The organism is Azospirillum ramasamyi, assembly GCF_003233655.1.
In the GTDB taxonomy this organism is placed as follows: Bacteria; Pseudomonadota; Alphaproteobacteria; order Azospirillales; family Azospirillaceae; genus Azospirillum; species Azospirillum ramasamyi.
This window is the reverse complement of record NZ_CP029832.1, coordinates 351817-378554: the sequence shown is the minus strand read 5'-3', so window position 1 is coordinate 378554 and position 26738 is coordinate 351817. Positions and strand designations below refer to the sequence as shown.

Sequence of the window (26738 nt, the reverse complement as noted above, 5' to 3'; positions counted from 1 at the left end):
GTTGGATGGAGAACACAGGATGTGCGCAGTCGGGCTCACGCTTGAAAGGGGGGCGGTTCAAATCGGCCCGAACGCGGATCGCCACTGGACCGGGGGTGGACGCTCAGGCTAGTGTGCCGGCTTGATTCATGGTTTGATCCTGGTTTGGACCCGATGCAATCCGATACGCCGACCGACGAGCAGCACCGCGCGATCCAGGCGATCGATGCATGGTACATGGACGACCAGGCGCCGCAGGTCTTCTGGCTTGCCGGAGAGGCGGGGACGGGGAAGAGCAAGACCACCGCCTTCGTGCTGGAGCATCTGCAGGAACGCCGCCGGCTGAGGGATTATGTGGTCGGCGCGCCGACCGGCAAGGCCGCGCAGGTCCTGCGCCAGAAGGGGATCGAAGGGGCGGCGACCCTGCACTCGCTGCTCTATGCCCCGCGCAAGGACGGCGACACCGGCGAGCTGTTCTTCGCCCGCCGCAGTGACGGCCCGATGGCCGATGCCGACCTGATCGTCTGCGACGAGGGGTCGATGATCGGCGACGACGTGGCCCGCGACCTTCTGCGCACGGAAAAGAAGATCCTGGTGATCGCCGACGACTATCAGCTGCCGCCGGTTTCCGGCCAGGGGCTGTTCACCAGCGGCGAGCCCGATTTCCGCCTGACCGAGCCGCACCGGACGGCACGGGAAAGCCCGGTGATCCGGCTCGCCCACCTGCTGCGCCGGCAGGAGATGCCGCGCCGCTTCGGCGCCGTCGGAAAGGTCCATGTCCTGCCGCTGGAGCGCAGCACCCAGTCCCTGGTGATGCGGACCTCGTCGCAGGCGATCTGCGGCACCCACCGCGTCCGCACCACCTACACCAAGCGGATGCGCTCGCTGCTCGGCCATGAGTCGGTGATGCCGCAGACGGGGGAGCGCGTCATCTGCCGGCGCAACCAGAAGGACGAGGGGCTCTACAACGGCATGATCGGGTCGCTGACCCGTCCGGCGGCAGAGGCCCAGGGCCGCGATGCCGGCCTGTGGTCGCTGGGCGTGCAGATGGAGGACGAGGTGCGGTCCCGCGGCAAGCTGATCGTCCATCCCTGGATGTTCCAGGCGCATTACACCGAGGGCATGGTCCAGCCGCGGGTGGGCAAGGACATCCAGCTCTATGATTGGGCGTGGCTGATCACCTGCCATGCCGCCCAGGGGTCGGAGTTCCCGTCGGTGACGGTGGTAGACGATTCCGCCGCCTTCCGGGAACACCGCTGGCGCTGGCTCTACACTGCCGTCACCCGGTCGCGCGACGAGTTGGTGCTTCTGCTGCGCAACGCCGCGCTCGGCGGACCGTGGCAACTGCCGGATTTCGATGATTGCCTGCCGGACCGAGCGATCGCTCGATAAATTGAAGTGATCGAACGCATCAGGTTTTTGCGTTGGATGTGATCGATCACGGTCTCCATAGTTTCCTCAACCGGAGCGGCCCGAACCTTTGGCCGCACTGCTTTTGGAGACCCTTTCCATGCCCCGTGACGCTGCGGCACCCGCAAGGCCGGTGCCGGGATTCCCCGTCGTTGCCGCCGTCCTTGCCCGTATCCGCACCGTTCTGCCCGGCGTGGCCCTCTGCGCCGTGGTCACGGCGCTGGCCTTCGCCGCCGTCTGGGGGGAGGCGCGGCTGTTCGGCGAGCCCTGGCTCGAGGCGCTGGTGCTGGCGATCCTGATCGGCACCGCGTTGCGCACGATGTGGACGCCGCCCGCGCTCTGGCGGCCGGGCATCGCCTTTTCCGCCAAGATTCTGCTTGAGGTGGCGGTGGTGCTGCTCGGCGCCACGGTCAGCGCCGCCACCATCCTGTCGGCGGGACCGGCGCTGCTGCTGGGCATTGCCGCCGTCGTGCTGGTCGCGGTGGCGGCGGGGTGCGGGATCGGGCGGCTGCTGGGCCTGCCGCCGCGCATGGCGCTGCTGGTCGCCTGCGGCAACGCCATCTGCGGCAACTCGGCCATCGCCGCGGTGGCGCCGGTGATCGATGCGGACGGCGGGGACGTCGCCGCCGCCATCGCCTTCACCGCCGTGCTGGGGGTGGCGGTCGTGCTGGGGCTGCCGCTGATCGGCCTGGGGCTGCAGTTGAGCGGCGTGCAGTATGGCGCGCTGGCGGGGCTGACCGTCTATGCCGTGCCGCAGGTGATCGCCGCCGCCGCCCCGCTGGGCAGCACGGCGGTGCAGGTCGGCACGCTGGTGAAGCTGGTGCGCGTGCTGATGCTGGGACCGGTCTGCCTGCTGCTGTCGCTGCTGGCGCCGAGGCTGAATAAGGATGCGCCCGGCGCTTCGCCTTCCGCCGCGCCGCCGATCCATCATCTGGTGCCGTGGTTCATCCAGGGCTTCCTGGCGATGATCGCCCTGCGCTCCCTCGACCTCATTCCGCAGGCGGCCCTGGCGCCGATGGGGCATGCGGCGACCCTGCTGACGGTGGTGTCGATGGCGGCGCTCGGGCTGGGGGTCGATGTGCGGACGGTGGCGCGGGCGGGCGGGCGGGTGACCGCGGCGGTCATCCTCTCCCTGCTCATGCTGGGCGCGATTAGCCTGGGCCTGATCCATGCGATCGGCCTGGCCTGAAATGGGCGGGATTCTATAGCCGGCTTTCGACGGACGCATTGACCCAGATTAATGCATGATTCTGCAGGTGTGCGATCCTGACCTCATCAAGTCCCCGCCACCCCGATGCCCTGAAGCGGCAGCGGGAATGGCGCCGGGCCCCGCGGGAGACAGGCCGTACAGGCCGGTCCCGCGCGCTGAACAAGGAGTATGGATATGCGTCAACCGTTGCAGATCGTCTTCCGCAACATCGACCCTTCTCCCGCGCTGGAGCATTCGATCAACGAGCATGCCGAAAAGCTCGACCGTTTCTTCGGACGCATCCTGTCCAAGCGTGTGGTCTTCGAGGTTCCCCACCGCCACCAGCACCAGGGCAAGCAGTTCACCGTTCAGATCGCACTGACCGTTCCCGGCGAGGAACTGGTCGTCCACAGCGACAAGTCGGGCGGGAATGGTCACGAGACTGCCGATGCGGCGATCCGCGATGCCTTCGACGCCGCCCGCCGTGTCCTTGAACGCTTCGCCGAGAAGCACCGGCACGAGGTGAAGGCCCACACTCCTGCGCCCGACGCCGCCCTGTCGTAAGCGCCCCGACCGACCTATCCGCAACAATCCGCCGAGCGCCGCGCCCGTCCGACCATCCCGGACGGGCGCGGCGTTTTGCTGTTCGAGTCATTATAACATAATAAATTTGTATATTCATCGAGATGTCTGCACAAATAACACAAATAAATTACTTTCCTGCTTGATGGATAGTCATAGCTGGTGTTCAATCCTGTCGACTCCCGTCGGGCACGGTCCGCGTCGCCCCGGTCATTGCTGTTGCAGGAGCATGGATCCATGACGATCGGCACCGCCCCCGCTTCCACCCAGGCCTCGGTCGATCAATTGGTCGGCGTGATCGGCGAGAATCTGCGCGGGTTCCGCCGACGCCAGGGCTTGTCGGTGGAGGGGTTGGCGCAGCTGTCCGGAACCGACCCGGCGCTGCTGTCGGCCATCGAGGAAGGACGCCACCGCCCCGACATCGGCACTTTGTGGACGGTCGCCAAGGCGCTGGATCTGTCCTTTTCCAGCCTGCTCAGCACCGGCGGCGATGCCGGGACCACGGTGATCCGGCGGGCCGAGCAGCGCAGCCTGACCTCCCGCGACGGCCGGTTCACCTCGCGCGCCCTGTTTCCGCTCAAGGGGGAGCGGCAGGTGGAGTTCTATGAGCTTCGCCTGTCGCCCGGCGCCGACGAGTCCTCCGACGGCCATTCGCCCGGCACGGTCGAGAACATCCTGGTCGGCCGCGGCCGGGTCGAGGTCACCACCGCCGACGGAGAGCATAGGCTGGAGGAAGGCGACTCGATCCTGTTCGAGGCCGACGTTCCCCACCGCTACCGCAATTCCGGTGACGGCGAGGCGGTGCTGTATCTCGTGATGGCCTACATCCTCTGAGCCTGGGGAGAGCTGCGATGCCGGATACCTTCCTGCCGCTTCACCGCGACCTTCTCGATCCCCAGGTCGCCGAACTGGGCGAACTGGCCGCCCGCGCCGGGCTGGTGCCGGCCGATCCGCTGCGCCTGCCGCTGGCCGGGGCGCGCGACGCGGCGGAGCGCTACCACCTCTTCCTCAACGGCCCGGCACTGCCGGCCGATGTGCGGGAGGTCGAGACGGTGGGGCCGGCCGGCCCGCTGCGTCTGCGCCTGATCCGGCCTCCGGCCGATGACGGTCGCAAGGACGGCAAGTGCCTGCCGGTGCTGATCTACTTCCATGGCGGGGGCTTCGTTCTCAATTCCATCGACACCCACGACCGGCTGCTGCGGCTGCTGGCCCGGCACAGCGGTGCGGCGGTCTGTGCCGTCGCCTACAGCCTTGCCCCGGAGCGGCGCTTTCCCCATCAGCGGGGGGAAGCGCTGGCCGCCCTGCGCTGGGTGGTGCGGCATGGAGCCGGCCATGGGCTGGATCCTGAGCGGATCGCCGTCGGCGGCGATTCGGCGGGGGCCAACCTGGCGCTTGGTCTGGCTCTCGATGCGCGGAACGAGCCCGGCCCGCCGCTGTCCTTCGGCATGCTGCTCTATGGCATGTTCGCCCACGATTTCGATACGGAGTCGCACCGGCTTTTCGGCGGCGGGCGCTATGGCCTGACGACGGAGCGGATGCGCTGGTACTGGCGGCATTATCTCGGCCATGGCGGGATCGCCCGCGATCCGGCCGCCGCCCCGCTGCTTGCCGATCTGCAGGGGCTGCCGCCGCTGCATGTGGCGGCGGCCGGGCTGGACTGTCTGCGCGACGACAGCCTGCGCCTCGCCCAGCGGCTGGAGATGGCGCGGAGTCCGCACCGTCTGGTGCTGCACGCCACGCTTCCCCATTCCTTCGCCAACATGACCCGCCATGTCAGAAAGGCGGAAGAGGCGGTGGTCCTTGCCGCCGGTGAGGTTCGGCGCCACCTGCTGAGGTGAACCTCCGACCGGATGGGCTGTTGTCCGCTCCAGCCGCCCATACGAAAGTGGGGCGTCGATGCCAAAGGAGAGCAGACCATGACGACCACCCGATGCCGTCGAATCCTCGCGCCTTGCGCCGCGGCGCTGGCCCTCATCGCCGGCACCGCCCTGGCCCAACCCGGAAATCCTTCCACAAATCCTTCCGGCAACCAGCCGGGCACCGCCGCGACGCATGACCGAATGCAGGGCCATGGCCAGGACCATGCCCAGGGCCACGCCCAGGGCCACGCCCAAGACCATGCCACGCCCTCCGATCACCTGCCGCATGAACTGACCGGGGATCCGGCCTCGCAGGCCTACATGGACGGCATGCGCAAGATGGACCGCGACATGAGCAAGCCGATGACCGGCGACGCCGACCAGGATTTCGCGCGCATGATGCTGGCCCACCACCAGGGAGCGGTCGACATGGCGAAGGTCCAGCTGCAATACGGCAAGGATCCGGAACTCCTGGCCTTGTCCCGGAAGATCATCGACGACCAGACCAGGGAGATCGCGCAGCTGCAGGATTGGCTGAAGCGGCTTCCGGCCAAGCCGGCACGGAATGAAGGGGCTGCCGCGAAGACGCCGGAATGACCTGACCCCCGCCGGACCGGGCGTTCCGGCTTGCACGGATGCCGCTCTTCATGGTTGCATATGCCATTGCATTGAGCGGGCTTCCGGAGATGATCGAAAGCGCCAGCATCATTCTGGAGCGGCATAACGCCACTCTGGCAGGGTCCGGGGTTGAGACGCTCGTCCTCATTCCCGGATTCGGCACGGAACAGTCGGCCTGGCGCCATGTCGTGCATGCTTTCAAGGACCGCTGCCGCATTCTCTCCTTCGATCTGGCGGGGATCGGGCCGGCCAACCAGATCCACTACGACCATGTGCGCTACGGCACGCTGGACGCCTATGCCCGCGATGTCGTCGCGGTTCTCAGCGCTCTCAAGGTGGAGCGCTGCGTCTGCGTCGGGCATTCGGTCGCGGGCATGGTGGTGGCCCTCGCCTCGATCAAGGCTCCCCACCTGTTCCGCAAACTGGTCCTGCTGGGGGCGTCGGCCTGCTACCGCAACATCGGCGGCTATCGCGGCGGGTTCGAGCGCGCGGACATCGACGGCCTGGTCGAAGGCGCCGCCCGCGATTACCTGCGCTGGACCGCGCAGTTCGGACAGATGGTCGTGTCCGCCCCGGTGGAGGATCCGACCGTGCGGGAATTCGTTGCCACCTTGAGGGCGATGCGTCCCGACATGGCCCTGTCGCTTCTGCTGACCGTGCTGAACAGCGACCTCCGCAGCCGTCTGCCCGAGGTGACGGTGCCGGCGGTCGTCCTCCAGACCCGCGAGGACTCCGCGGTCACCCGGGAAGCGGCGGAGTATCTGCGCGACCATCTGGCCGGCAGCGTCTTCGAGGTGCTCGACGCCTCCGGGCATCTGCCCCACATATCGGCCCCCGGAACGGTGATCGACGCGCTGAACCGCCACCTGCGGTAAGGTTCCCCTGCCGGCCGGGGAATCCGTATGCGGCTACCATGCCCCTGATGCCGCGGTGAATAAGAACGCCGCCGCCGCCGCGGTCACGTCAGATTGACGAGCAGGGCATCCAGCATGCGGTCGCAGGCGGCCAGTTGCTCCTCGGTGATGAACTCGTCGGGCTTGTGGGCTTCGCCGATGCTGCCGGGGCCGCACACCACGGTGGGCATCGACAGGCGGCGCTGGAACAATCCGCCTTCCGTTCCGAAGGAGATTTTGCCGGTGCTGTTGCCGCCGGTCAGCGCCTTGACGAACGCCACCACCTCCGCGCTGCCGTCGGTGTCGAGCGCCGGATAGCTGGACAGCTCGCCGATCGACAGCCCGGCGGCGGGGAAGTCGGAGCGCAGGCGCCGGACGATGCCGTCGGCCTCCTCCCGGATGCTGTCCAGAAGCGGCTCCACCGGATCCTGCGGCAGATGGCGGATTTCGAAGTCGAGGCGGCAGCGGTTCGGCACGATGTTCAGCGCCTCGCCGCCCTGGATGACCCCGGCATGGATCGTGGTCCACGGCACGTCATAGGCGTCGTCATGCGCGCCTTCGTCGCGCAGCCGGTCCTGGATGCGGCGCAATCCCGTCAGCAGGTCGCAGGCCATATGGATCGCGTTCAAGCCCTGCGGCGCCAGGCTCGAATGGCATTCGACGCCGTGGCACTCGGCGCTGAGCGCCGTCTTGCCCTTGTGGGCGGTGACCACCTGCATGCTTGTCGGCTCGCCGACGATGCAGAAGCGCGGACGGACGGGCAGGGCCGCCATCATCTCGATCAGGCGGCGGACGCCGAGACAGCCGATTTCCTCGTCATAGGACAGCGCAAGATGCAGGGGCTGGGACAGCGTCCGTCCGGCGGCGCGGTCGAACAGGGCGAGGCTTGCGGCGATGAAGCCCTTCATGTCGGCGGTGCCCCGGCCGAACAGCTTGCCGTCCCGGCGGATCAGCCGGAAGGGATCGCCGGTCCAGGCCTGCCCTTCGACCGGCACCACGTCGCTGTGCCCCGAGAGCATCACGCCGGGACGGTCGGCGGGGCCGAGCGTCGCGAACAGGTTGGCCTTGCGGCCATCCTCGCTCGGCACCAGCCGGGTGGCGGCACCGGCGGCCTCCAGCCGCTCCTGCACCCAACGGATTAGATCCAGGTTGCTGTCGCGGCTGACGGTGCGGAAGGCGATCAGCCGTTCCAGAATGTCGATGGTCGCCGTCATGGGCTCACCCCCCGCTTCCTCGATGTGCTTGTCAGGCGGCGTTCAGCCGGTCGACGGCATGACGCCAGCCCTTGCGGATCGCGTCGGCATCGACATGCCGGCCGTCCCGCACCACCAGCCGTCCCCCCGCCACCACGTCGCGCACCGCGTCGCGGGCGCCGGCGAAGACGTAGGAGTCCAGCAGCATGTCGTCGTTCCGGCCGTACAGCCGCGGGTCGTCCGGGTTCAGCACGACCAGATCGGCGCGCTGGCCGGTGGCGAGACCGCCCGCCGGTTCCGGCAGGCCAAGCGCCTGCGCGCCTCCGGCCACCGCCGCCCGGTAGAGCGCCGCCCCGGTCGAGGCGCCGGCTTCCGGGGCCAGCAGGTTGCGCCGCCGCGCGGCCAGCCGCTGCCCGAACTCCAGCAGCCGCAATTCCTCCGCGGCGTCGATGATGACCTGACTGTCGGACCCGACGCCGAAGCGTCCGCCTCGGGCCAGGAAATCGCGGGCCGGGAACAGCCCGTCGCCCAGATCCGCCTCCGTCGTCGGGCAGAGACCGGCGACGGCGCCCGACGCCGCGATCCCCGCGACCTCGTCCGGCGTGACGTGGGTCGCATGGACGAGGCACCAGGACGGCCCCAGCCAGCCGCGGTCGAGCAGCCATTCCACCGGCCGCCGGCCCGACCAGGCGAGGCAGGCATCAACCTCCGCCGTCTGTTCGGCGATATGGATGTGGACCGGCGCCGCCGGGTCGAGCGCCGACAAGCCATTCAGCGCCGCCGCCATGGCGTCGGGCGACACCGCCCGCAGGGAATGGAGGGCGAGGCCGGTGCGGTGGCCGCCGGGTGCGGCGCGGCAGGCCTCGACGATCGCCAGCAGCCTGTCGGGATCGTTGAGGAAGCGGCGCTGCCCCTCGCCCGCCGGCTGTCCGCCGAAGCCGCCCTGGGCATAGAGCACCGGCAGGTGGGTCAGCCCGATGCCGGCCGCGTCCGCCGCGGCGAGGATGCGTTTCGACGTCTCGGCCACATCGGCATAGGGCCGGCCAGCGGCATCGTGGTGGAGGTAATGGAACTCCGCCACCGACGTGTAGCCCCGCTCCAGCATCTCGGCATAGGCCATCGCCGCAACCGCCTGGAGGCTGTCGGGATCGATGCGGCCGACGAAGCCGTACATCACCTCCCGCCAGGTCCAGAAGCTGTCCTCCGCCGGCCCGGACCGCTCGGTCAGCCCGACCATCGCCCGCTGGAAGGCGTGGCTGTGCAGGTTCGGCATGCCGGGGACGACCGGGCCGGCGGCCCGCTCTGCGCCGGCGGGCGGAGCGTCAAGCCCCGCCTCCAGCCCGGCGATCATCCCCTGCGCGTCGAAGCGCAGCAGCACCCCCGATGCCCAGCCGCCGGCCAGCAGCGCCCGCTCGCAGAACAGCCGGTCCAGCCGGCGCGCGGCAGTCATCGTCCGATCCTCCCCATCGCAATCACCTTGCCGCCGTCACTTGGCGTCGAAATAGCCGGCCTGGATGGTCTTGCCGATCAGGTTGCAGATGATGCGTCCGGCGGTGATGGCGGTGATGCCGTTGAGATCCTTCTTCGGCGTGATCTCTACGATGTCCATGCCGACGACGCGGCCCTTGGCCACCAGCCCGTGGATGAGCGTGCGGATCTGCGGATAGGTGACGCCACCGGGGGCGGGGCCGTTGACCGCCGGCATGATGGTCGGGTCCATGCCGTCGGCGTCGATGGTCAGGTAATAGCGGCCGCCGTCGGGGATGCGGTCCAGAACGGCCTTCATCCCGACGTCCTGCAACTCCACGTCGGGGACCAGCACCGCGCCGTAGGACAGCGCCGCCTCCACCTCCTCCGGGCGGGCGCTGCCGGCCGACCGCAGGCCGATCTGGAAGATCTGGCCGATGTGGTCCATTTCCGCGGCGCGGCGGATCGGGCTGGAATAGCCGTTGCGGGCGCCGTTCACGTCGTCGCGCCAATCCAGATGGGCGTCGATGTGGACCAGCGTGATCGGCCCCTGGTCGTCATAGGCGCGCAGCACCGGAATCGGGATGCCGTGGTCGCCGCCGATGATGATGGGCAGCATGCCCTTGGCCAGCATCCGGCGCACCACCGCCTCGGCGTTGCGGTAATGCAGGTCGAGATCGCGCGGATCGGCCTTCACGTCGCCGCAATCCACCACCTTGATGTCCTTGCCGCCCAGCAGCGGACCGCCGATGTCGAAATCCCAGCGCTCCAGCTTGCGCAGCGCCCGCTCGGTGTAGCGGCGCACCCAGGTCGGGGCGTTGGTCTGGTCGTTGGTCACCTCGTCGATCGAATAGGGATCGCCGTAGGGGATGCCGAGGATGCCGATATGACCGTCGAGCTGGTCGATGTCGGTGCAGATCGGAAAGTCGAGGAAGCTCTGCAGCTCGCGGCGCGGCGGGTTGGTCAGGCTGGTGCTCATGGCGGCGGTTCTTCTTGTCGGTTTGTGATGAATGGACGGGGGCGCCGCGCCTCAGGCGGCGTCGGGGATCACGGCGGTCGCATCGACCTCCACCACCCATTCCGGGCGGGCGAGCGCGCTGACCACGATGCCGGTCGACACCGGATAGACCCCCTTCAGCCATTTGCCGATCGTGCGGTAGACCGGCTCGCGATAGCGCGGGTCGGTGATGTAGACGGTGATCTTGCAGATGTGCTCCAGCGACGAGCCGGCCTCTTCCAGCAGCATCTTGATGTTGGCCATCGCCTGTTCGGTCTGGCCGGCGGCGTCGCCCACCGCGACGCTCTCGCTGGTGTCGAGGTTCTGGCCGATCTGGCCGCGGACGAAGACCATGGTGCCGCGCGCGACGACGGTCTGGCACAGGTCGTTGTCCAGCGCCTGTTCGGGATAGGTCTTCTTGGTGTTGAACTGACGGATGCGGGTGTGGACGGTCATGACGGGTTCCATGGTTCCGGTGTGCGGGATCGGTTCGGACAGGTAAGGCGGGGGCGTCCGGCGCCCCCCGCGGGAGCGTCGCCGACGGACGCGCCGGAGCGGCGGGTCAGTCAGTGCCGGGCGTCGCCCTCCATGAGTTCCGGAAAGACCGCGGCGCGTTCGGCCAGCGTCGCCAGCGGGATGTGGCAGGCGATGCGGTGGCCGTCGGCCGTCTCGTGGACGGGCGGAGCCTGTTCGTCGCAGACCGCCCCCAGTTTGCGCGGGCAGCGGGCGGCGAAGGCGCAGCCCCGGCCGCCGGGCGCGGCGGCGGCATCCTCCAGAAGGATCCTCGGCGTCTCCTGCCCATCCTCCGCCAGCCGCGGAACGGCGGACAGCAGCGCCTCGGTGTAGGGGTGGTAGGGCGGGCGGAGCACGCTGGCGATCGGGCCTTCCTCGCAGATGGTGCCGCCATAGACGACGAGGACGCGGTCGGCGATGTGCGACACCACCGCGATGTCGTGGGTGATGAAGAGATAGGACAGCCCCATCTCGTCGCGCAGTTCGGCAAGCAGGTTCAGGATGTTGGCCTGCACCGAGACGTCGAGCGCCGACACCGCCTCGTCGCAGACGACGAAATCCGGGTTGGTGGCGAGTGCGCGGGCGATGTTCACGCGCTGGCGCTCGCCGCCGCTCAGCTCATGCGGATAGCGGTCGGCATAGGCGGCCGGCAGCCCGACGCGGGTCAACAGCCCGGCGATGGTCTTGCGCCGCTTCTCCGCGTCGCCTTTGCCGGCCAGCACCAGCGGCCGGTCCATCGCCGCCCCGACGGTCTTGCGCGGGTTCAGCGAGGCGGCGGAGTTCTGGAAGACCAGCTGAGCGCGGCGGCGCAGTTCCTGGTCGCCGCGCTTGACCCGCTCCGTCAGGTCGGCGCCGTCGAACAGCACGGTGCCGGCGCTGGGCTCGGTCAGCGCCAGCAGGGCGCGGCCGATGGTGCTCTTGCCGCTGCCGCTCTCGCCGACCACCCCAACCACCTCGCCGCGGCCGACGGTGAAGGACACATCGTCCACCGCCACGGTGCCGGCGCGGCGCAGCCAGGGCAGGATGGAGCGGTTCGCGCCGTAAATCTTGCGCAGATTCTCCACCTCGACCAGCGGAGCCGACCGCTGCGGCAGCGCCCTCGGCGGGCGGGCGGCGCCGGATTCCTCGTCCGGCCATGGCGTATCGGCCAAGGCGTCGGCCTTCCAGCAGCGCACGCCGTCCCCGGCCTCGTCCATCCGCATCGTCTGCGGCTGACTGCGGCAGGTCTCCTCGGCGAAGGGGCAGCGGGGGGCGAAGACGCATGCCGTGACCGCGCCGCTCAGCTTGGCGACCGTGCCGGGGATGGAGGGCAGGCGGTGGCGGCGGTCCGCGGTGATGCGCGGCAGGGCGGCGACCAGCCCCTTGGCATAGGGATGGGCCGGACGGGACAGCACGCGGCCGGTCCGGCCCGTCTCCACCACCACACCGCCATAGAGCACGGTGACGGTTTCGCAGATCCGGTTGACGATGCCCAGGTTGTGGGAAACGAACAGCGCGCTCAGCCGGTGGCTGTCGCACAGCTTCGCCAGCAGGTCGATGATGCGGGCCTCCACCGTCACGTCCAGTGCGGTGGTCGGCTCGTCCAGGATCAGCAGCTTCGGTTCGCAGCCGAGCGCGGTGGCGATCAGCGCCCGCTGCTGCATGCCGCCCGACAGCTCGTGCGGGTAGGAGGCGGCGACCCGGCGGGGATCGCGGATGCCGACCTCGGCCAGCAGTTCCTCCACCCGGACCGCGGCCTGCCGGGTGGACAGACCCTTGTGGCGGATCAGCGGCTCGGCGATCTGCCGGCCGACGGTCAGCGCCGGGTTCAGGGAGGTGAAGGGATCCTGGAAGACGGCGGCGATCCTGTCCCCACGCAGCGCCCGGCGCTCGGCGGCCGGCAGGCGGCGGAGGTCGACGCCGTCGAACAGGATCTCGCCGGCATCCACCCGGCCGCCGCCGCCCAGCAGGTCGAGGATCGCCATGGCGACCGTGCTCTTGCCCGAACCGGATTCGCCGACCAGCCCCATCACCTCGCCGGGGCGGATGGCGAAGCTGACGTCGCTGGCCGCGCGCAGCGTGCCGCGGGCATTGCCGTAGCTGATGGTCAGGCCGCGGATGTCCAGCAACGGCGCCGGTGCGGGCGTCACCGCCGGAGCGGCGGCCGGCTGCAGGGTCGGATGCGCTTGCGGAGCGGTCATCATCTCAGTGCGCTCCCGTGTTGCGGGGGTCGAGCAGGGCACGCAGCCCGTCGCCCAGCAGGTTGATGCCGATCACCGCGATGGCCAGGGCGAAACCGGGGCACAGCGCGATCCACGGCGCCTGTTCCACGAAGGGCCGCGCCTCGCTGATCATCAGGCCCCAGTCGGAGGAGGGCGGCTGCGCTCCCATGCCGATGAAGCTGAGAGAGGCGCCGAGCAGGATGGCGAAGACCACGCGCAGGCTGGCCTCCACCGCCAGCGGCGGCCAGATGTTCGGCAGGATTTCCTTGAACAGGATGTAGGTCGCGCTCTCCCCGCGCAGGCGGGCGGCGGTGATGAACTCCTCCTGCATCAGTTCCAGCGTGATGGCGCGGGTCAGGCGCACCACCTGCGGCACATAGACGATGCCGATGGCGGCGATGGCCTTCCACTGCGCCGGCGGGGTGACGGCCAGCACCAGGATGCCCAGCAGGATCGGCGGGAAGGACATCAGCACGTCCATGGCGCGCATGATCGTCTCGCCGACGCGCCCGCCCTTGTAGCCGGCGACCAGACCCAGCGGAACGCCGGCCAGCAGGCTCAGTGCCGTGGCGGCGACGCCCATCAGCAGCGAACTGCCGGTGCCGACCAGGGTGCGGCTGAACACGTCGCGGCCGAACTCGTCGGTGCCGAACCAGAAATCGGGCCCCGGCGGCTGCAGCCGGCTCAGGATGTTCATCTCGTCGTAAGGGTAGGGCGCGAGCCAGGAGCCGGCGACGGCCGCCACCACCAGCGGGGCCAGCAGGACGATGCCGACGATCAGCGAGCCGGGCAGCGAAGACATATTCAGGCGCCGCGGGACGGAGCGGACGGAAGTCGCGTCGGTCATGTCAGGAGGCTCTCATGCCGTGGCGGATCTTCGGGTTCACGAAGGCGTAGAGCAGGTCGGCGGTCAGATTGGCGAGACAGTAGGCGGCGGACACGATCAGGATGGTCGCCTGGATCAGCGGCAGGTCGTGGCGCTGGATGGCGAACAGCAGCAGCCGTCCCATGCCGGGATAGGAGAAGATCGTCTCGATCACCACCACACCGCCCAGGATCAGGCCGAAATCGATTGCCAGCACCGTGATGGTCGGCAAAAGCGCGTTCTTCAGCGCGTGGCGCAGGATCACGACCGATTCCGGCATGCCCTTGGCGCGGGCGAACTTCACGTAGTTGGTCTGGAGAACGTCGATCATGCTGGAGCGGGTCAGCCGGGCGATGCGGGCCAGCAGCATCATCACCAGCGTGACGACAGGCAGCACCAGATGGGCGGCCCAGGGCAGGAAACCCTCGGAGATCGGGGTATAGCCGCCGGTGGGCAGCAGTTGCAGGTAGCTGCCGAAGATCAGGACCAGCACGATGGCCCAGAAGAAGTCGGGAACCGCGATGCCGAGATAGGAGACACCGGAGACCATCTGATCGGTCAGCTTGCCGCGCCGCACCGCCGCCAGCACGCCGAGCGCGATGCCGACCACAGCGACCACCGCCAGCGCCACGACGGCCAGCACCAGCGACCGGGCCAGCGCCTCCATCAGGATGGGGCCGATCGGCTGTTCCAGCACCAGCGAGCGGCCGAGGTCGCCCTGCAGGATGCCGCCGGCCCAGCGGCCATACTGGACGATCAGCGGCTGGTCGAGGCCCAGCTTGACCGCGATGGCGTCCACGACCTCCTTGGAGGCGAACTGGCCGGCGATCATCGAAGCGACGTCGCCCGGCATCGCCTGGGTCACCAGGAAGATCAGGACCGACATGACGACCAGGATCAGCGCCAGGGAGGCGAGCCGGGTCAGGATGTAGGCGAACATGGCGGCATCCCCGTCGGAAAGAGGTGGGGGCCGGCGGCGGTCGCGGCCGGTCCCCGGTTCGGCCTCAGTCGACCGACACGTTGCGCAGGTCGAGGAACATCATCGGATGCGACTGGAACCCCTTGACCTTGGCGTTCAACCCGTTGATGTGGTTGATGACGTAGGGGATGACGCCCGGCGAATCCTCCACCGCCAGAGCCTGGACCTGGGTGTAGAGCGACTTCGCCTCATCCTCGCTCTTGGCCTGGCGGGCGCCGTCCAGCAGCGCGTCCATCTTCGGGTTGGAATAGCTCCACAGCGCGGTGTTCCACGACCCGCGCGAATGGTACCAGGGGTAGACCGACGTATCGATGGTCGGGCGGCTGAAGAAGCCGTCGATGTAGAAGCCGGCCTTGCCCTCGATGTCCTTCAGGAAGACGTCGAACGGCACGCGCTGCACGTTGACGGTGATGCCGGCCGGCTTCAGCAGTTCACGCACGGCGAGGCCGAGCCGTTCGCGGGTGGCGCGGCCGGCGGGGGTGTGCAGCGTGACCTCGAACCCGTTGGGATAGCCGGCCTCGGCCAGCAGCTTCTTCGCGCCCGCCGGATCGCCCTTGGCGATCTTCAGATCCGTGTTGAAATAGGGATGGCTCGGCGGGATCGGCGAATGGGTCGGCGTGCCGTTGCCGAACAGCGCGATCTGGGTGATCGTCTGCTTGTCCAGGGCCATCGCCACCGCCTTGCGCACGCGCGGATCGTCGAAGGGCTTCACCACGTTGTTCATGATGACGCCGTCCCAGGTGGATGTCGGGACGGAATCGACCTTCAGCTTCGTGTCGGCCTTGACCTTGTCGATGGCCTCCAGCGGCAGGTTCCACACCAGATCCAGTTCGCCGGTGGTCAGTGCCGCAACCTGGGCCGCCGCTTCCGGCAGGATCCGCACCACCACCTCGTCCAGCTTCGGCAGGCCCTCTTCGAAGTAGTTGGCGTTGCGCTTCAGGACGACGCGGTCGCCGGGGGAGAAGGACACGAATTCGAACGGGCCGGTGCCGATCGGCTTGCTGGCCAGCGTGTCGACGGCGTCGCGCGGAACGATGCGCGCCTGCCGCTCGCCGAACAGTTCGGCGAAGCCTGCGTAGGGGCTCTTGAGCTGGAACTGGACGGTCGCCGGGTCCAGCGCCTTCATCGACTCCACGATCTCGAAATTGACGCGGGCGGTGGAGCCGGTCGCCTTGTCCTGGATGCGGGTGATGGTGGCGACGACGTCTTCGGCTTCCAGGTCGCGGCCGTTGTGGAACTTCACGCCCTTGCGCAGATGGAAGGTCCAGGTCTTCAGATCGTCGCTGTGTTCCCAGCGCTCGGCCAGATCGGGCTTCACCGTCATGTCGTGACCGATGACGGTCAGGCCGTTGAAGATCAGGTAGGCGGCGACATACTCCTGCCCGCCCTTCATCTTGGCGGGATCGAGCGTGTTCAGGTTGGAATCCACCGAGACCTTGAGCGTGCCCGCGGCCTGGACCGACATCGCCGTCCCGGACAGGAGGATTGCCGAGAGCACGGCCCGTGCCACCATACGTCGCATCATCATGAAAGCCCCTCTGTTTTCCGGTCCTTCTGGTGGACCTTGGTTTCTGCTCGACCTCAACGGTGTCATAAGGCCGTGGCCGGAGGAAAGGGCGGCGGGTGGGCGGCTGATCGGGCAGAAATCTGCTCAAAGCTTGTGCAAACGAGGCGCGCGCATGGCTTTTGTGCGGCGCACGCGCCGGAAAGTTGCTGAAAATGCTACATTTTTCGGCGATTGTTGGATATCGCAGCTTGGCGGGAAAACAAGCGCTCACCGAACCGCGGGCGGCGGATCATGACGGTTTTTCATCGGGATCATGAATGGCCGGCATGGTGCAGAGGTGGAGCAGGCTCGGGAGGTCGGTTTCCAGTTCAAGGCCCTGCAATCTTAAATGGAGGTTTTCCGCTCCCGCCGGTCCGATCGCATGGGCGGCGCAGCCTTTGAACTTGGCGGCATGCTCCGCCGCCGACAGCGGGCGGGCCACCGTGCCGCGCGCCGACGGGCAGAAGCGGGTGATCCGCTCCCCGGCCACCGTTTCGACGGTCACCTCCGCGCCCTCCGGCGCAAGCCGCGCACGGTCGGCGTCGGCGTTCCAGGCCGGATCGGCCTCCATCGCGATCCGTCCGATGAGCGCAGCCAGCACCGGATCCGCCAACGTGGTCCGGCTCAGATGCTCCAGCGTCAGGGTGCCGTGCAGCATCACGCAGGCGACGGCGAAATGCAGGCTGAAGCGGGCCTCGCCCGCCGTCGCCGGGCGGTCATAGGTCAGGTTGGCCGCGACCACCGGCGGCACACGGCAATGGACGGCGGCGATGTCACCGGCGGTGAGCCGCCGTTCCGCCATCAGGTCGCGCACCGCGTCCATGGCGGCATGTGCGGACAGGCAGACCGGATAGAGCTTGGTGTCGATGCCGGGATCGAGAAGACGCCAGCGTCCTCCAAGCGAATCCAGCGCCGCCGGATCGAAGCGGTTCTCCGCCACCAGCCGGGCGAAGCCGCGTGGATCCTCCACGACCCCATGCGGGACGGTCAGGCCGCGCGCGGCAAGCCGGGCGGCACGCACCCCGTTCGCCGCCGCCTGCGCGGCCAGCAGCGGCTTGGCCCCGGTGCCGAAACAGGCGCGCAGTCCGCCGGTCCCGCAAAGCGCGAAGGCGACGGCATCGGCGGCCGAACGTCCATCCAGCCCGAGAGCCTTGGCCGCCACCGCCGCCGCGCCGACCGTGCCGAACAAGGCGGTGGTCCACCAGCCGGCATGATAGACGCCGTTGCCGACCGCCTCCGCCAGGGCATATTGCGCCTCCGCGCCGGCCACCACGGAGGTGAGCAGGTCGCTTCCGGTGCCGCCGGCCATGCCGGTCGCCGCCAGCGCCGCCGGCACCACGACGGCGGAGCCGTGGACGAAGCCGGCGTAGCTGTTGTCGTCGAAATCCAGCGCATGGGCGGCGGCGGCATTCGCGAAAGCGGCCCCCTCCATGCCCAGGCGTCCGCCCGCCAGAAGCGGCGCCGGACCAGGGGCGTAGGTGTCGCGCGCGACATCGGCGGCCAGCACCCCGGCCTCGCTGCCCGCGCCGGCCAGCGCCACCCCCAGCGTATCGACGATGCAGGACAGCGCGACCTCGGCTACCGGCTTTGGGATGTCGGCCCGCCGCAGCCCCGCCACCCAATCGCCGATGCGGCGAACCGCGGGGGTGGAATGGTCCGGCGTGCCGGGTGGCGTCGTCATGGCTGCAACTCCGTCAGGGGGATCGATATCCCCGCGAGGCTGCCGTGGAAGGCGCGGTGACGGTCAGAGCAAGAGATTTATTTCATGATTGGCATGAATGCCGTTCATGGAGTGTTAATCATAAGATAGTACGCGGATCTCCGTCCGAACCGCCGCTCACCGGGACCTGATCGAAGCCCCATGCATCACCGAGACTTTGACCTTGGATCCCTGGAGGTGTTCGTCGCCGTGGCCGAATTGGGAAGCATGACGGGCGCCGCCCGCAGGCTTGGGCTGACCCAATCGGCCGTTTCGCATGTCGTGCGCCAGCTGGAAACCGCCTTCGCCACGCAATTGCTCGACCGCAGCATCCGGCCCATGGCCCTGACCGCCGCCGGCCAGCGGCTTTGGCATTGGAGCAACCGCATCCTGACCGATGCGCGGCAATTGCCGGCGGTCATCGGCGGCACCGACGCGTCCTTCATGCCTGAACTGCGCATCGGCTGCATCGACACGCTGGCGGCCCCCTTCATCCCGCGGCTGCTGCAACGGCTGCGCGACAGCGTGCCGTCCTTCAGCATCGCATCCGGCCTGTGCGGACAATTGCGCGAGCAGTTTCTCGCCCGCAAGCTGGACGTGCTGTTCACCATCGACAGCTTCGACGACATGGATCAGGTCGACAGCCTGCGCCTGCTGGTGGAGCCGTTCGTGCTTCTGCTGCCGCGCAATTGGCCCGACGTCGCCGACGAGGCCGCCCTGCGCACCCTGTCGCGGACGCTGCCGCTGATCCGCAGCACGACGGACAGCGCGCTGGGCCGGCTGGTGGACCAGCATCTGCGGCGGCTGGGCATGGAGGTGCCGCGCAGCTTCGCCTTCGACGCCACGGATACGGTGATGGCCATGGTGGCGGAGGAGATGGGATGGAGCCTGCTTCCCCCCACCGCCCTGGTGAAGAGCCGCCAGCACCTCGGCCATATCCGCGTGCTGCCGTTGCCCACCTCGGGATTCCGCCGGTCGATCCATGTGGTGACCCGGAAGGGCGAGTTGGGCGGGTTGCCCGAAGGCATCCACAAGGCCGGGCGGGCGGTGATCCGGCAGGGCTATTTCACCGAACTCTTCGCCAATTCGCCCTGGCTCAAGCCGATGGTCGGCCGCTAGCGGCCCCGATGCCGGGCGCCGGGCCAGCCACTCAAGATTGCCGCCCAAGATTGCCGCCCAAGATCTCTGGCCAAGAATTTCGGCCGCTTCGGCGGATTATTCCGGGCGCTCGCGTGTAATCAAGGAAACGAACGATCGCAACGGGCGCCGCCTTTCGGGGCGCGCGAGGTGACCGTATCAGCCATCCGAGCCGCGGAGGCAGCCATGACCTATTCCCGCTGGGCAATCGGCCTTGCCATCGCCGTGATCACCGCCATCGGCTTCCTGTTGGCGCTTGACTGGGTTACCGACGGGCAACTCGGGGCCTGGGCGCCATATTCCATCGGAGTGGCGCTGATCCTGCTGATGCTTCTGTCGTTCGGCGCCATGCCGCGGGCGGCAGCGACCCGTGCATCACGGCGCGGCGAGGAAGGGAATCTCGAACGCGGAGGAAGATCATGAGCTTGCACACCGATCCCGAAGAGCGGACCGGCCAGTTCGCCGAGGGCTTCGAGGCCTATGTCGCGCGCGAACATTGGGCGCCGATCCTCACCCAGGCGCTTCTCTATGGAACCATCCTGGTGGGCGTCGCGCTCATGCTGGGTGTGCCGGTCCTGAACGCGCTGGTGCTGGTGCATGTGGTGGCCTCGGTGTCCGGCTTCTTCGGCGGTATGCTGGCGATGCGGCTCGACGAGATGGAGCCCGGACCGGCCGCGGTGGCCATGGCGCGGCGGAGCCTCGCGGCGGTGCTGGTGTCGGGCGTCGCGCTGCTCCTCGTGCCGTTCGCGCAATGATATCAACGGCTTCGCATCGGACAAGGGATAAAAACGCCGGGGCGCGAAAAATGTTCGGGACTAGAATGGCCCGCTACGCGAACATAACAAAAGCGGCCCCATCCATGGAGCGACGGTGTGACGTTCAGCCTGCGAAGCCAGTTGTCGGATCACGTCCGCACGTTGCGCCGCTATGCGATGACCCTGGTTCGCAATCGGGACGACGCGGAGGATCTCGTGCAGGAGACGCTGGTGCGGGCCATCGCCGGCGCCAGATCCTATCGGCCGGAGGCCAACCTGCGCTCCTGGCTGTTCGGTATCCTGCACAATGTCCATGTCAGCGACCGGCGGCGCGATCAGGTGCGGACCCGTGCGGCGGCGTCCATCGAACCGCTCGTCCACAGTGACATCGCCCCCAGTCAACCCGAACAGGTCGAGCTTGCCCGCACCATGGAGGCCTTCGCCCGGCTTCCCGAGGATCAGCGGCGGGCGCTCATGCTGGTTGCGGTCGACGGGATGAGCTACCAGGAGGCGGCAGGTATTCTCGGCATTCCACTTGGAACGCTGATGTCGCGCCTCGCGCGCGGGCGGGAAGCCCTGCGCGCGGACGTGCGCGGGGATGGAAGCCGCGGGGATGAAGGCCGACCGGCCTCTTTGAGGGTGGTGAAGTAAGCCATGATGGTGAACAGGATGAACGGTGACTGGCAAGCCGACCTGCACGCCTACATCGATGGCGAGCTAGATCCCGAGCGACGGCTGGCCTTCGAGGCGTATCTCGCCTCCAACCCGGCGGTCGCCGCCCGGCTGCACGACTATCTCCATCAAAGGGAAATCCTGCGTCAAGGCTTTGCGCGGATGGCCGGCGATCATCCCCAACTCACGGAGAGCCTGATCGGGCGTCTGTACCGCCGCTTGCGCATGGAGCGCGTCATCCGGCGCTTCGGTCCGCTCGCCGCGGCGGTCCTGCTGATGGTGGGCGGCGCCAACGTCGCGGCCCTGGTCTATCATAAGCAGACGACGGCCTCTTATGGCGTGCCGGAGTTTGCGGAAGAAGCCGCTGAGATGCATCAAACCGCGCTCAGCCAGAGCCTGGCATTTTCGGACCTGTCCCTTGCGGATCTGAATGCGATGGCGGAGGGGATTCCCCACCGCCTCGGCGCGACCACGGTCAGCCTGCCGGTCCTGGACCCGAACCTGCTGACGCTGGTGCGGGCGACCCTGGTGCCGATGAGCAAGGGCGCCGGCCTGCAGTTCGTCTACCGCGAGAGAAATGGCGAGATGCTGACGCTACTGGTCGTCGCCGATGATCCGGTCGACGACAAGGGCCTGCACGCCGTCGAAGAGCGCGGGCTTCAACTGGTCTACTGGCGCAACGGCGCCACCGCCTACACGCTTGCGGGCAGCCGGTCGGACGACGACCTACTCGTGGTCGCCAAGAAAATGGCTGACAGCGTGAGGAGGTCCTGAAACAAGAGAGGAGGAATTGAATGAGCGTACCGATTTCGTCGGAACGGCGTCGTCTGACCGCCGCGGAATTCGAAATGGTCGAACTGACTCATCACCCCCGGATCTGCGGCCTTTCCGAAGACGAGCGCACCGCGATCACGCGCCGCATCCGGGAATTCCGGGACAAGGCCCGCGGCATCGCCAACCGGCAGCGCCGGGAAATGCGCCGGAAGGCCGAGCCGCGTGGCGAACGCGAAGCGGCGGACAACAGCGGAACGGCGCTGAAGGTGCAGATCTTCACCAGCGCCCTGAAGCGCCTGAACCGCGAAAGCCGCAGGGCGGAGGAGGCGGCCAAACGGCCGACCCAGAGTGCCGTGGCGCGGAACGCGCTTGAACTCAAGCGGGCCAACCGGCGACGGCATCACCCCGACGGCAGGCCGACCCCGTCCCAGGGGATGAGGGCGATCACGAACAGCCAAGGGACCGTCGACACAGACCCGCGCGAAATCGGCCGGGTTTCGCAATTCGTCAAGGCATCCCAGGCCCGCCGGGACGCCCGCTGAACGGCCGGGGCCGGATCGAACAGCCCCGGATTTCCAGGAGGCCCCCCACTTCCGAAAGTGCGGGGCCTCCGTCACGATCGGGCACCCTCCACAAACGCACACGGCGCGGCGCAAAGGCCCGGTTTTTCAGCCGCACGGTTTTCTTCAGCCAAACAGTGTGGCCCGCACCACAGCGGGCGCCGGGTTGGTCACGGCAGGATGAGGGTCTTCGCCGGCCCTGCTCCTTCGTGAAGGAAATGCCCGATGTGCAGACTTGCCGCCATCCCCCTGTTCCTGACCCTCGTCGCGGCGGTTCCCGCCGCCGTCCGGCCAGCCTCGGCGTTCGAGGTGCAGTCCGGCGGCATTCCGCTTCCGGCCGTAGCGGCCCCGATGCCGGCGCACCGGGCCAGCGCCGTGCCGCCGGCCGCCGGCGGTGTCTTTCCGCCCTGGATGGGCGGCGGCCGGACGGGGGCGGACGCCATCGCCGGCGGGCCGCCGGGGATGAGGGGCGCCGGAGCGCCGCCGCAAGGCCGGGCGACGGGGGCGGCTGCCGCTGACCGCACGGCGATGAACGAAGAGTTGTTCGGGATCAGGCGCTGACCGGCGCCGGCCTCGCGTTTTGCATGTCTCCCGCCGCGATTTCCGGAACTGCCGCAAGTATGGGGAAGCCGGCCGCGATTCTCGGCCAATTCGGAAGCAGGCGGCGCTGAACCGGCGCGGTTTCAAGGAGATGGGATTACCCAAGAATTCGGGGGGACCATGCCTCCCGGCCGAAGACTAAGATGCAGCTCATCAGACTAAGGGCAATGAAGAAAACAGGGGGAAATCATGCTGCGGACTGCCGTCATCGCAGTCGGCGCCCTGCTGCTTCTGCCGCTGCTTCTGGCTGGGCAGGGATTGGCCGACCGGGCGAAAGCGCCCGACGACGCGCGTGCCTACATCCTGTGGCCTCCCAACGGGGCGGTCATCAACGGCGGTAAATTCTGGGTGCGCATGGGGCTCCAGAACATGGGGGTGGCGCCGGCCGGCATCAGCCATGCCGACACCGGGCACCATCACCTGCTGATCGACACCGACCTGTCGAACCCGGACGAACCGATCCCCAACGACAGGCAGCACCTGCATTTCGGCGCCGGCCAGACCGAAGCGCGGCTGGAACTGCCGCCGGGAACCCACACGCTGCAGATGGTGCTGGGCGATGCCGACCATGTTCCGCACGATCCTCCGGTGATGTCGGAGAAGGTGACAATCACCGTCCGCTGACCGGTCCCATCTGGTTGATGTCCGCCGGTTGACTGTCCGCCGGTTCATGTTCGTCAGGGAGGGCACCATGAGGACTGGCATGAAGACTGGATTGTCCGTATTCGCAGCCGGCCCCGATCCGAGCGCCGTTTTCCCACGCGCCGCTTTGAGGCTGGCGCTCTGGGGGATGCTGTCGGTTGTGCCGTCGATCGTGCCGGCGGCGCCTGCTGCCGCCGCCGAGGCGTCTCCCGGCCAAACGGCCGAGCCGAAGCCCGCTGCCGCGGAGCAGGCGCCGCCGGCCGCGCCGCGGACGCCCGGCCGGGAGGAGGCATGGCTCTACATCGGCTGGCCCAACAACGGCGAGGTGGTGGGAACGCGGTTCAAGGTGTGGTTCGGGCTGCGGAATTTCGGCGTCGCGCCGGCCGGCGTGCGCAAGGACGGCACCGGGCACCACCATCTGCTGATCGACACCGAGCTGAAGAACCCCGGCGAGCCGATCCCCAGCGACAAGCAGCACCTGCATTTCGGCAAGGGCCAGACCGAAACCATCCTGGAACTGCCGCCGGGGCGGCACACGCTGCAACTGGTGCTGGCCGATGCCGACCATGTGCCGCACGACCCGCCGATCATGTCGAAGAGGATCACCATCACCGTCCGTGCCGACCGCGGCCAGCAACTGACGGCGCGGTGACGGCCCAAAGCCGGAGTCCCGGACGCCCAACCCACAGGAGACAGCGCCGATGAGCATGCTCCGGTTCCTTGGTTCGCTCGGGCTTTCCGCCGGCCTGACGCTGGCACTGGGCGGCTGCTTCACCTCCGGCGAGATGGCCCGCGTGGTGCAGCAGCCGAAGACCCCCGCCGTCCGCACCATCAGCAGCTTCAGCGAGGCGCTGCGCTGCATGGACACGCTGCTGTGGACCCACGGCAAGCGCGACATCTACATCACCGCCAACGGCCTGCCCGACGCCACCGGCCGGGTGGCCGGCGGCACAAAGGAAATGCTGATCACCGCCGTCTCCCGCATGTCGGAGACGTCCAACGCCTTCCGCTTCGTCGATTTCGAACCGGCGCTGGACGACGTCAACGCGCTGTACTGGATGATCGGGGTGCAGCCGAACTTCCGCGCGCCGTCCTACTACATCCGCGGCGCCATCACCCAGCTGGACGACAATGTGGTCAGCGAGGCGGCGGGGGCGGGGCTGTCGCTGCCCAAGCTGGACCTCGGCGTGTCGGCCGATCAGGTGATGTCGATGGTCTCGGTCGACCTCAATGTCGGCGAACTGGTGACCCGCCAGATCATCCCCGGCATGTCGGCGTCCAACACGCTGGCGGTGGTGTCGTCGGGGCGCGGGGCGGATGCCGGCGGGGTGATCGGCAAGGCCGGACTGTCCTTCAACATCTCGCTGAACCGGTCGGAGGGGCTGCACCAGGGCGTGCGCACGCTGGTCGAACTCAGCACGATCGAGGTTCTGGGCAAGCTGACCCGCGTGCCCTACTGGCAATGCCTGGGCATCGACCAGACCAACCCGGCCTTCATGGCCGAGGCGCGCGGCTGGTTCGACGGCATGGCCCCGGCGGATCGCGTCACCTTCGCCCAGCGGGCGCTGTCGGCGCAGGGCTATTACGACGGGCCGGTCAGCGGGCAGCTCGACCAGCGGACCGCCGAGGCCGTCGGCCGCTTCCAGGCGGACAACGACCTGATCGCCACCGGCCGCATCGACTTCGACCTCTACCAGCGCCTGCTCGCCAAGCCGCCCGGCCAGGGCGGGGCGCCGCCGGCCCGGCTGCAGAGCGTCAGCAACGCCGGCGGCGAAGGGCTGCCGCGTTCCCGGCCGTCTCCGGCCAAGCTCGACCTGCTGCTGTCGTCGGACCGCGGCCCGGCACCGCGCTACCGTGCCGGGGAGGCGCTGGTGGTGCGGATGCAGCCGACGGCGGACGGCTTCGTCTACTGCTATTACAGCGACGCCGCCGGCACGGTTTCCCGCATCTTTCCCAACCGCTTCCAGCCCGACGCCTTCGTCGAGGCCGGCCGGCAGGTGGAAATCCCCCCCGGCGTGCAGAAGCCCTTCAACCTGCGGATGGACCGTGCCGGCGCGGAAGAGACGGTGGCCTGTATCCTGTCGCATGACGAGATCGGCGTGCGGATCCCGGAGGCGCTCAAGAGCGGGGATCTGCAGCCCATTCCCGGCACCGCGCTGGAGGACGTGATCAACGCCTTCGCCGTGGCCAAGGGGAGCGACGCCCGCGCCAAGCGGCTGTCGGTGAAGGTGCTGCCGGGCACGCTGGCGCAGGGCGGATAGGCCCGTGCTCTGCGGGAAACCGCCGCCGATTGTTGGCCGGCTCACAGCGCAGGGGAGGGGGGAGCGATAGAACCAGGGGCAACGCCGTACCTTCTCCTGCCCATGGAGCCTCAGATGACGAAACGCATCCTGTCCCACTTCCGGCGCCCCACCCTGGCCCATACCCTGGCCGCCGCCCTGCCGATGCTGGCCGCCGTCTTGGCCGGACCGGCATCGGCCCAGACGGTGGAAGGGTCCGGTCCGTCGACGGTGATGATGTTCGACCGGCCGCCCAGCGTGGAGGAACTGCGCGAGGTGGTGGCGCCGGAAGCGAAAATCCGCACCCGCAGCATCGAGATCATCGGCGGGGCGGCCGGTGCCGCCGCGAAGCGCCCGCGTCCCATCGACGAGATCAACTACGGCGCGGCGCCCAGCCCGCCTGCGGCGCAGCCGGTCACGCAATCCCCCATGGCGCAGCCGGTTCCTCAATCCGAAATCCGGCCCGCCGCCCAGCCCGCGCCGAACCGCCCGGCCCACAGGCAGCGCCGGCAGGAGGCGCGGATGGAGGCCCGGCTCGCCCAGCCTCCCGTGGAGCCGCCCGCCGACACCGCCGCGCCAGCGGGCGAGGCGCCGCAGGCCTTCGGGTTCCGCATCAACTTCGCCCTCAATTCGGCCGAGATCCCGACGGATTCCGCCGCCTACATCGATGCCGTCGGTGCGCTGATGAAGGAGGATCCGAAGCTGGGACTGACGGTGGAGGGGCACACCGACGCCAGCGGCAGCCTTTCCTACAACATGCTGCTGTCGCAGCGGCGCGCGGTGTCGGTCGGCGAATACCTCGTCCGCGTCCATCAAATCGACCCCAGGCGCATCACCGTGGACGGCAAGGGGCCGTCCGCGCCGCTGGCCGCCGATCCCTATGACGGCCGCAACCGGCGCGTCGAATTCAAGCCGACCCATTGAACGGCGGCCGGAACGGAGGGGATGTCATGAAGCTCGCCTTTCTCCTCGCCGCCTGCCTCCTTTTGGCCGCCGTCGGCGCCGCCGACGCCACGCTGGTCCGCAAGAAGAGCCAGGAGAACTCCGGCGCCCAAAGCGGCGGCGTCCAGGGCGGCGTGGATGTCGCCCCTGCCGGCACGCGCGTCCGCGTCCAGTGCTGGCAGGACGGTCACAAGATCATCGACGAGGCGGATCTTGCCGTCGTCTCGCTCAGCATCGCCAGCCAGATCAACGGGCTGCGCTTCCGCCGCAACGGCGGGGCGGATGGAACGGTGTCGGTGCTGACGCAGTCCCGCACCGCCTGCCTGCTCGCCCCCGATGACGGAAAAGGCCGCCGCCGCGACTGACGAACCCCAAACAGAAGGTGAC

At 68.6% G+C, this 26738-nt stretch carries 28 protein-coding genes; 19 read left to right on the top strand and 9 right to left on the bottom strand.

Translation table 11 applies throughout. The features are described 5' to 3' along the window. Window positions 1-153 precede the first annotated feature (153 nt). The 7 genes from DM194_RS21085 to DM194_RS21055 all read left to right on the top strand — a co-directional run bounded on the left by DM194_RS21085 (window position 154) and on the right by DM194_RS21055 (window position 6512). Entirely contained in the window at window positions 154-1371 is a 1218-nt protein-coding gene (locus DM194_RS21085) for an ATP-dependent DNA helicase (RefSeq protein WP_111069526.1), read from the top strand. 118 nt (window positions 1372-1489) lie between these two features. Next, window positions 1490-2578 carry a YeiH family protein gene (locus DM194_RS21080; protein ID WP_111069525.1) on the top strand — a complete coding sequence of 363 codons (1089 nt, stop codon included), beginning with the start codon at window positions 1490-1492 and terminating at the stop codon, window positions 2576-2578. A 195-nt stretch (window positions 2579-2773) separates the two neighbouring features. Further along, window positions 2774-3142, top strand: a complete 369-nt coding sequence (locus DM194_RS21075) for an HPF/RaiA family ribosome-associated protein (RefSeq protein WP_111069742.1) — start codon at window positions 2774-2776, stop codon at window positions 3140-3142. A 255-nt stretch (window positions 3143-3397) separates the two neighbouring features. Then, window positions 3398-3994: a helix-turn-helix domain-containing protein gene (locus DM194_RS21070; protein ID WP_111069524.1), complete on the top strand. Its 597-nt coding sequence runs from the start codon at window positions 3398-3400 to the stop codon at window positions 3992-3994. Window positions 3995-4011: 17 nt separating this feature from the next. Then, entirely contained in the window at window positions 4012-4998 is a 987-nt protein-coding gene (locus DM194_RS21065; protein WP_111069523.1) for an alpha/beta hydrolase, read from the top strand. Window positions 4999-5076: 78 nt separating this feature from the next. Further along, window positions 5077-5616, top strand: a complete 540-nt coding sequence (gene copM, locus DM194_RS21060) for a CopM family metallochaperone (RefSeq protein ID WP_162630142.1) — start codon at window positions 5077-5079, stop codon at window positions 5614-5616. A 50-nt stretch (window positions 5617-5666) separates the two neighbouring features. Further along, window positions 5667-6512: an alpha/beta fold hydrolase gene (locus DM194_RS21055; protein ID WP_162630141.1), complete on the top strand. Its 846-nt coding sequence runs from the start codon at window positions 5667-5669 to the stop codon at window positions 6510-6512. Between the two features lie 83 nt (window positions 6513-6595). On the opposite strand, the gene argE is transcribed toward DM194_RS21055, so the two are convergent. The 9 genes from argE to DM194_RS21010 form a co-directional block, all read right to left on the bottom strand. Beyond that, window positions 6596-7744: an acetylornithine deacetylase gene (argE, locus tag DM194_RS21050; RefSeq protein ID WP_111069520.1), complete on the bottom strand. Its 1149-nt coding sequence runs from the start codon at window positions 7742-7744 to the stop codon at window positions 6596-6598. 31 nt (window positions 7745-7775) lie between these two features. After that, window positions 7776-9173: a formimidoylglutamate deiminase gene (locus DM194_RS21045; RefSeq protein ID WP_111069519.1), complete on the bottom strand. Its 1398-nt coding sequence runs from the start codon at window positions 9171-9173 to the stop codon at window positions 7776-7778. A 36-nt stretch (window positions 9174-9209) separates the two neighbouring features. Further along, on the bottom strand, window positions 9210-10169 hold the full coding sequence (locus DM194_RS21040) for an agmatinase (RefSeq protein WP_111069518.1): 960 nt from the start codon (window positions 10167-10169) through the stop codon (window positions 9210-9212). A gap of 51 nt (window positions 10170-10220) precedes the next feature. Further along, the gene (locus tag DM194_RS21035; RefSeq protein WP_111069517.1) at window positions 10221-10643 is read right to left on the bottom strand and encodes a RidA family protein; all 423 of its coding nucleotides are present in this window, start codon (window positions 10641-10643) and stop codon (window positions 10221-10223) included. Between the two features lie 110 nt (window positions 10644-10753). Continuing rightward, entirely contained in the window at window positions 10754-12883 is a 2130-nt protein-coding gene (locus tag DM194_RS21030; RefSeq protein WP_111069516.1) for a dipeptide ABC transporter ATP-binding protein, read from the bottom strand. Between the two features lies 1 nt (window position 12884). Then, window positions 12885-13748, bottom strand: a complete 864-nt coding sequence (locus tag DM194_RS21025) for an ABC transporter permease (protein ID WP_111069515.1) — start codon at window positions 13746-13748, stop codon at window positions 12885-12887. 1 nt (window position 13749) lies between these two features. Then, complete coding sequence (locus DM194_RS21020) at window positions 13750-14706, bottom strand: ABC transporter permease (protein WP_111069514.1); 957 nt, start codon at window positions 14704-14706, stop codon at window positions 13750-13752. Between the two features lie 64 nt (window positions 14707-14770). Further along, window positions 14771-16273: an ABC transporter substrate-binding protein gene (locus DM194_RS21015; protein WP_246024495.1), complete on the bottom strand. Its 1503-nt coding sequence runs from the start codon at window positions 16271-16273 to the stop codon at window positions 14771-14773. A 268-nt stretch (window positions 16274-16541) separates the two neighbouring features. Further along, on the bottom strand, window positions 16542-17972 hold the full coding sequence (locus tag DM194_RS21010) for an MmgE/PrpD family protein (protein WP_111069513.1): 1431 nt from the start codon (window positions 17970-17972) through the stop codon (window positions 16542-16544). Window positions 17973-18188: 216 nt separating this feature from the next. Here DM194_RS21010 and DM194_RS21005 point away from each other — a divergent pair, with 216 nt between their 5' ends. From DM194_RS21005 to DM194_RS20950, 12 genes are all read left to right on the top strand, one after another. After that, window positions 18189-19109 carry a LysR family transcriptional regulator gene (locus DM194_RS21005; RefSeq protein WP_246024494.1) on the top strand — a complete coding sequence of 307 codons (921 nt, stop codon included), beginning with the start codon at window positions 18189-18191 and terminating at the stop codon, window positions 19107-19109. Between the two features lie 204 nt (window positions 19110-19313). Further along, window positions 19314-19550: a hypothetical protein gene (locus DM194_RS21000; protein ID WP_111069511.1), complete on the top strand. Its 237-nt coding sequence runs from the start codon at window positions 19314-19316 to the stop codon at window positions 19548-19550. After that, window positions 19547-19882, top strand: a complete 336-nt coding sequence (locus DM194_RS20995; protein ID WP_111069510.1) for a hypothetical protein — start codon at window positions 19547-19549, stop codon at window positions 19880-19882. Before DM194_RS21000 ends, DM194_RS20995 begins: the two co-directional genes overlap by 4 nt. A 117-nt stretch (window positions 19883-19999) precedes the next feature. Continuing rightward, a complete protein-coding gene (locus tag DM194_RS20990; RefSeq protein WP_111069509.1) occupies window positions 20000-20533 on the top strand; it encodes a sigma-70 family RNA polymerase sigma factor in 534 nt (177 codons plus the stop codon). A 3-nt stretch (window positions 20534-20536) separates the two neighbouring features. Beyond that, window positions 20537-21328, top strand: a complete 792-nt coding sequence (locus DM194_RS20985; protein WP_246024493.1) for an anti-sigma factor family protein — start codon at window positions 20537-20539, stop codon at window positions 21326-21328. Window positions 21329-21348: 20 nt separating this feature from the next. Next, window positions 21349-21870, top strand: coding sequence for a hypothetical protein (locus DM194_RS20980; protein WP_111069508.1), 522 nt, complete (start codon window positions 21349-21351; stop codon window positions 21868-21870). Window positions 21871-22113: 243 nt separating this feature from the next. Continuing rightward, window positions 22114-22449, top strand: a complete 336-nt coding sequence (locus DM194_RS20975; RefSeq protein WP_111069507.1) for a hypothetical protein — start codon at window positions 22114-22116, stop codon at window positions 22447-22449. A gap of 228 nt (window positions 22450-22677) precedes the next feature. Then, window positions 22678-23112 (top strand): DUF4399 domain-containing protein, encoded by a 435-nt coding sequence (locus tag DM194_RS20970; protein WP_111069506.1) that lies wholly within the window; start codon window positions 22678-22680, stop codon window positions 23110-23112. Between the two features lie 166 nt (window positions 23113-23278). Next, window positions 23279-23782 (top strand): DUF4399 domain-containing protein, encoded by a 504-nt coding sequence (locus tag DM194_RS20965; RefSeq protein WP_111069505.1) that lies wholly within the window; start codon window positions 23279-23281, stop codon window positions 23780-23782. Window positions 23783-23831: 49 nt separating this feature from the next. Continuing rightward, the gene (locus DM194_RS20960; RefSeq protein ID WP_111069504.1) at window positions 23832-25391 is read left to right on the top strand and encodes a DUF4384 domain-containing protein; all 1560 of its coding nucleotides are present in this window, start codon (window positions 23832-23834) and stop codon (window positions 25389-25391) included. Window positions 25392-25505: 114 nt separating this feature from the next. After that, window positions 25506-26333 (top strand): OmpA family protein, encoded by an 828-nt coding sequence (locus DM194_RS20955; protein WP_162630140.1) that lies wholly within the window; start codon window positions 25506-25508, stop codon window positions 26331-26333. 26 nt (window positions 26334-26359) lie between these two features. Further along, window positions 26360-26716 carry a hypothetical protein gene (locus DM194_RS20950; RefSeq protein WP_111069502.1) on the top strand — a complete coding sequence of 119 codons (357 nt, stop codon included), beginning with the start codon at window positions 26360-26362 and terminating at the stop codon, window positions 26714-26716. Window positions 26717-26738 lie beyond the last annotated feature (22 nt).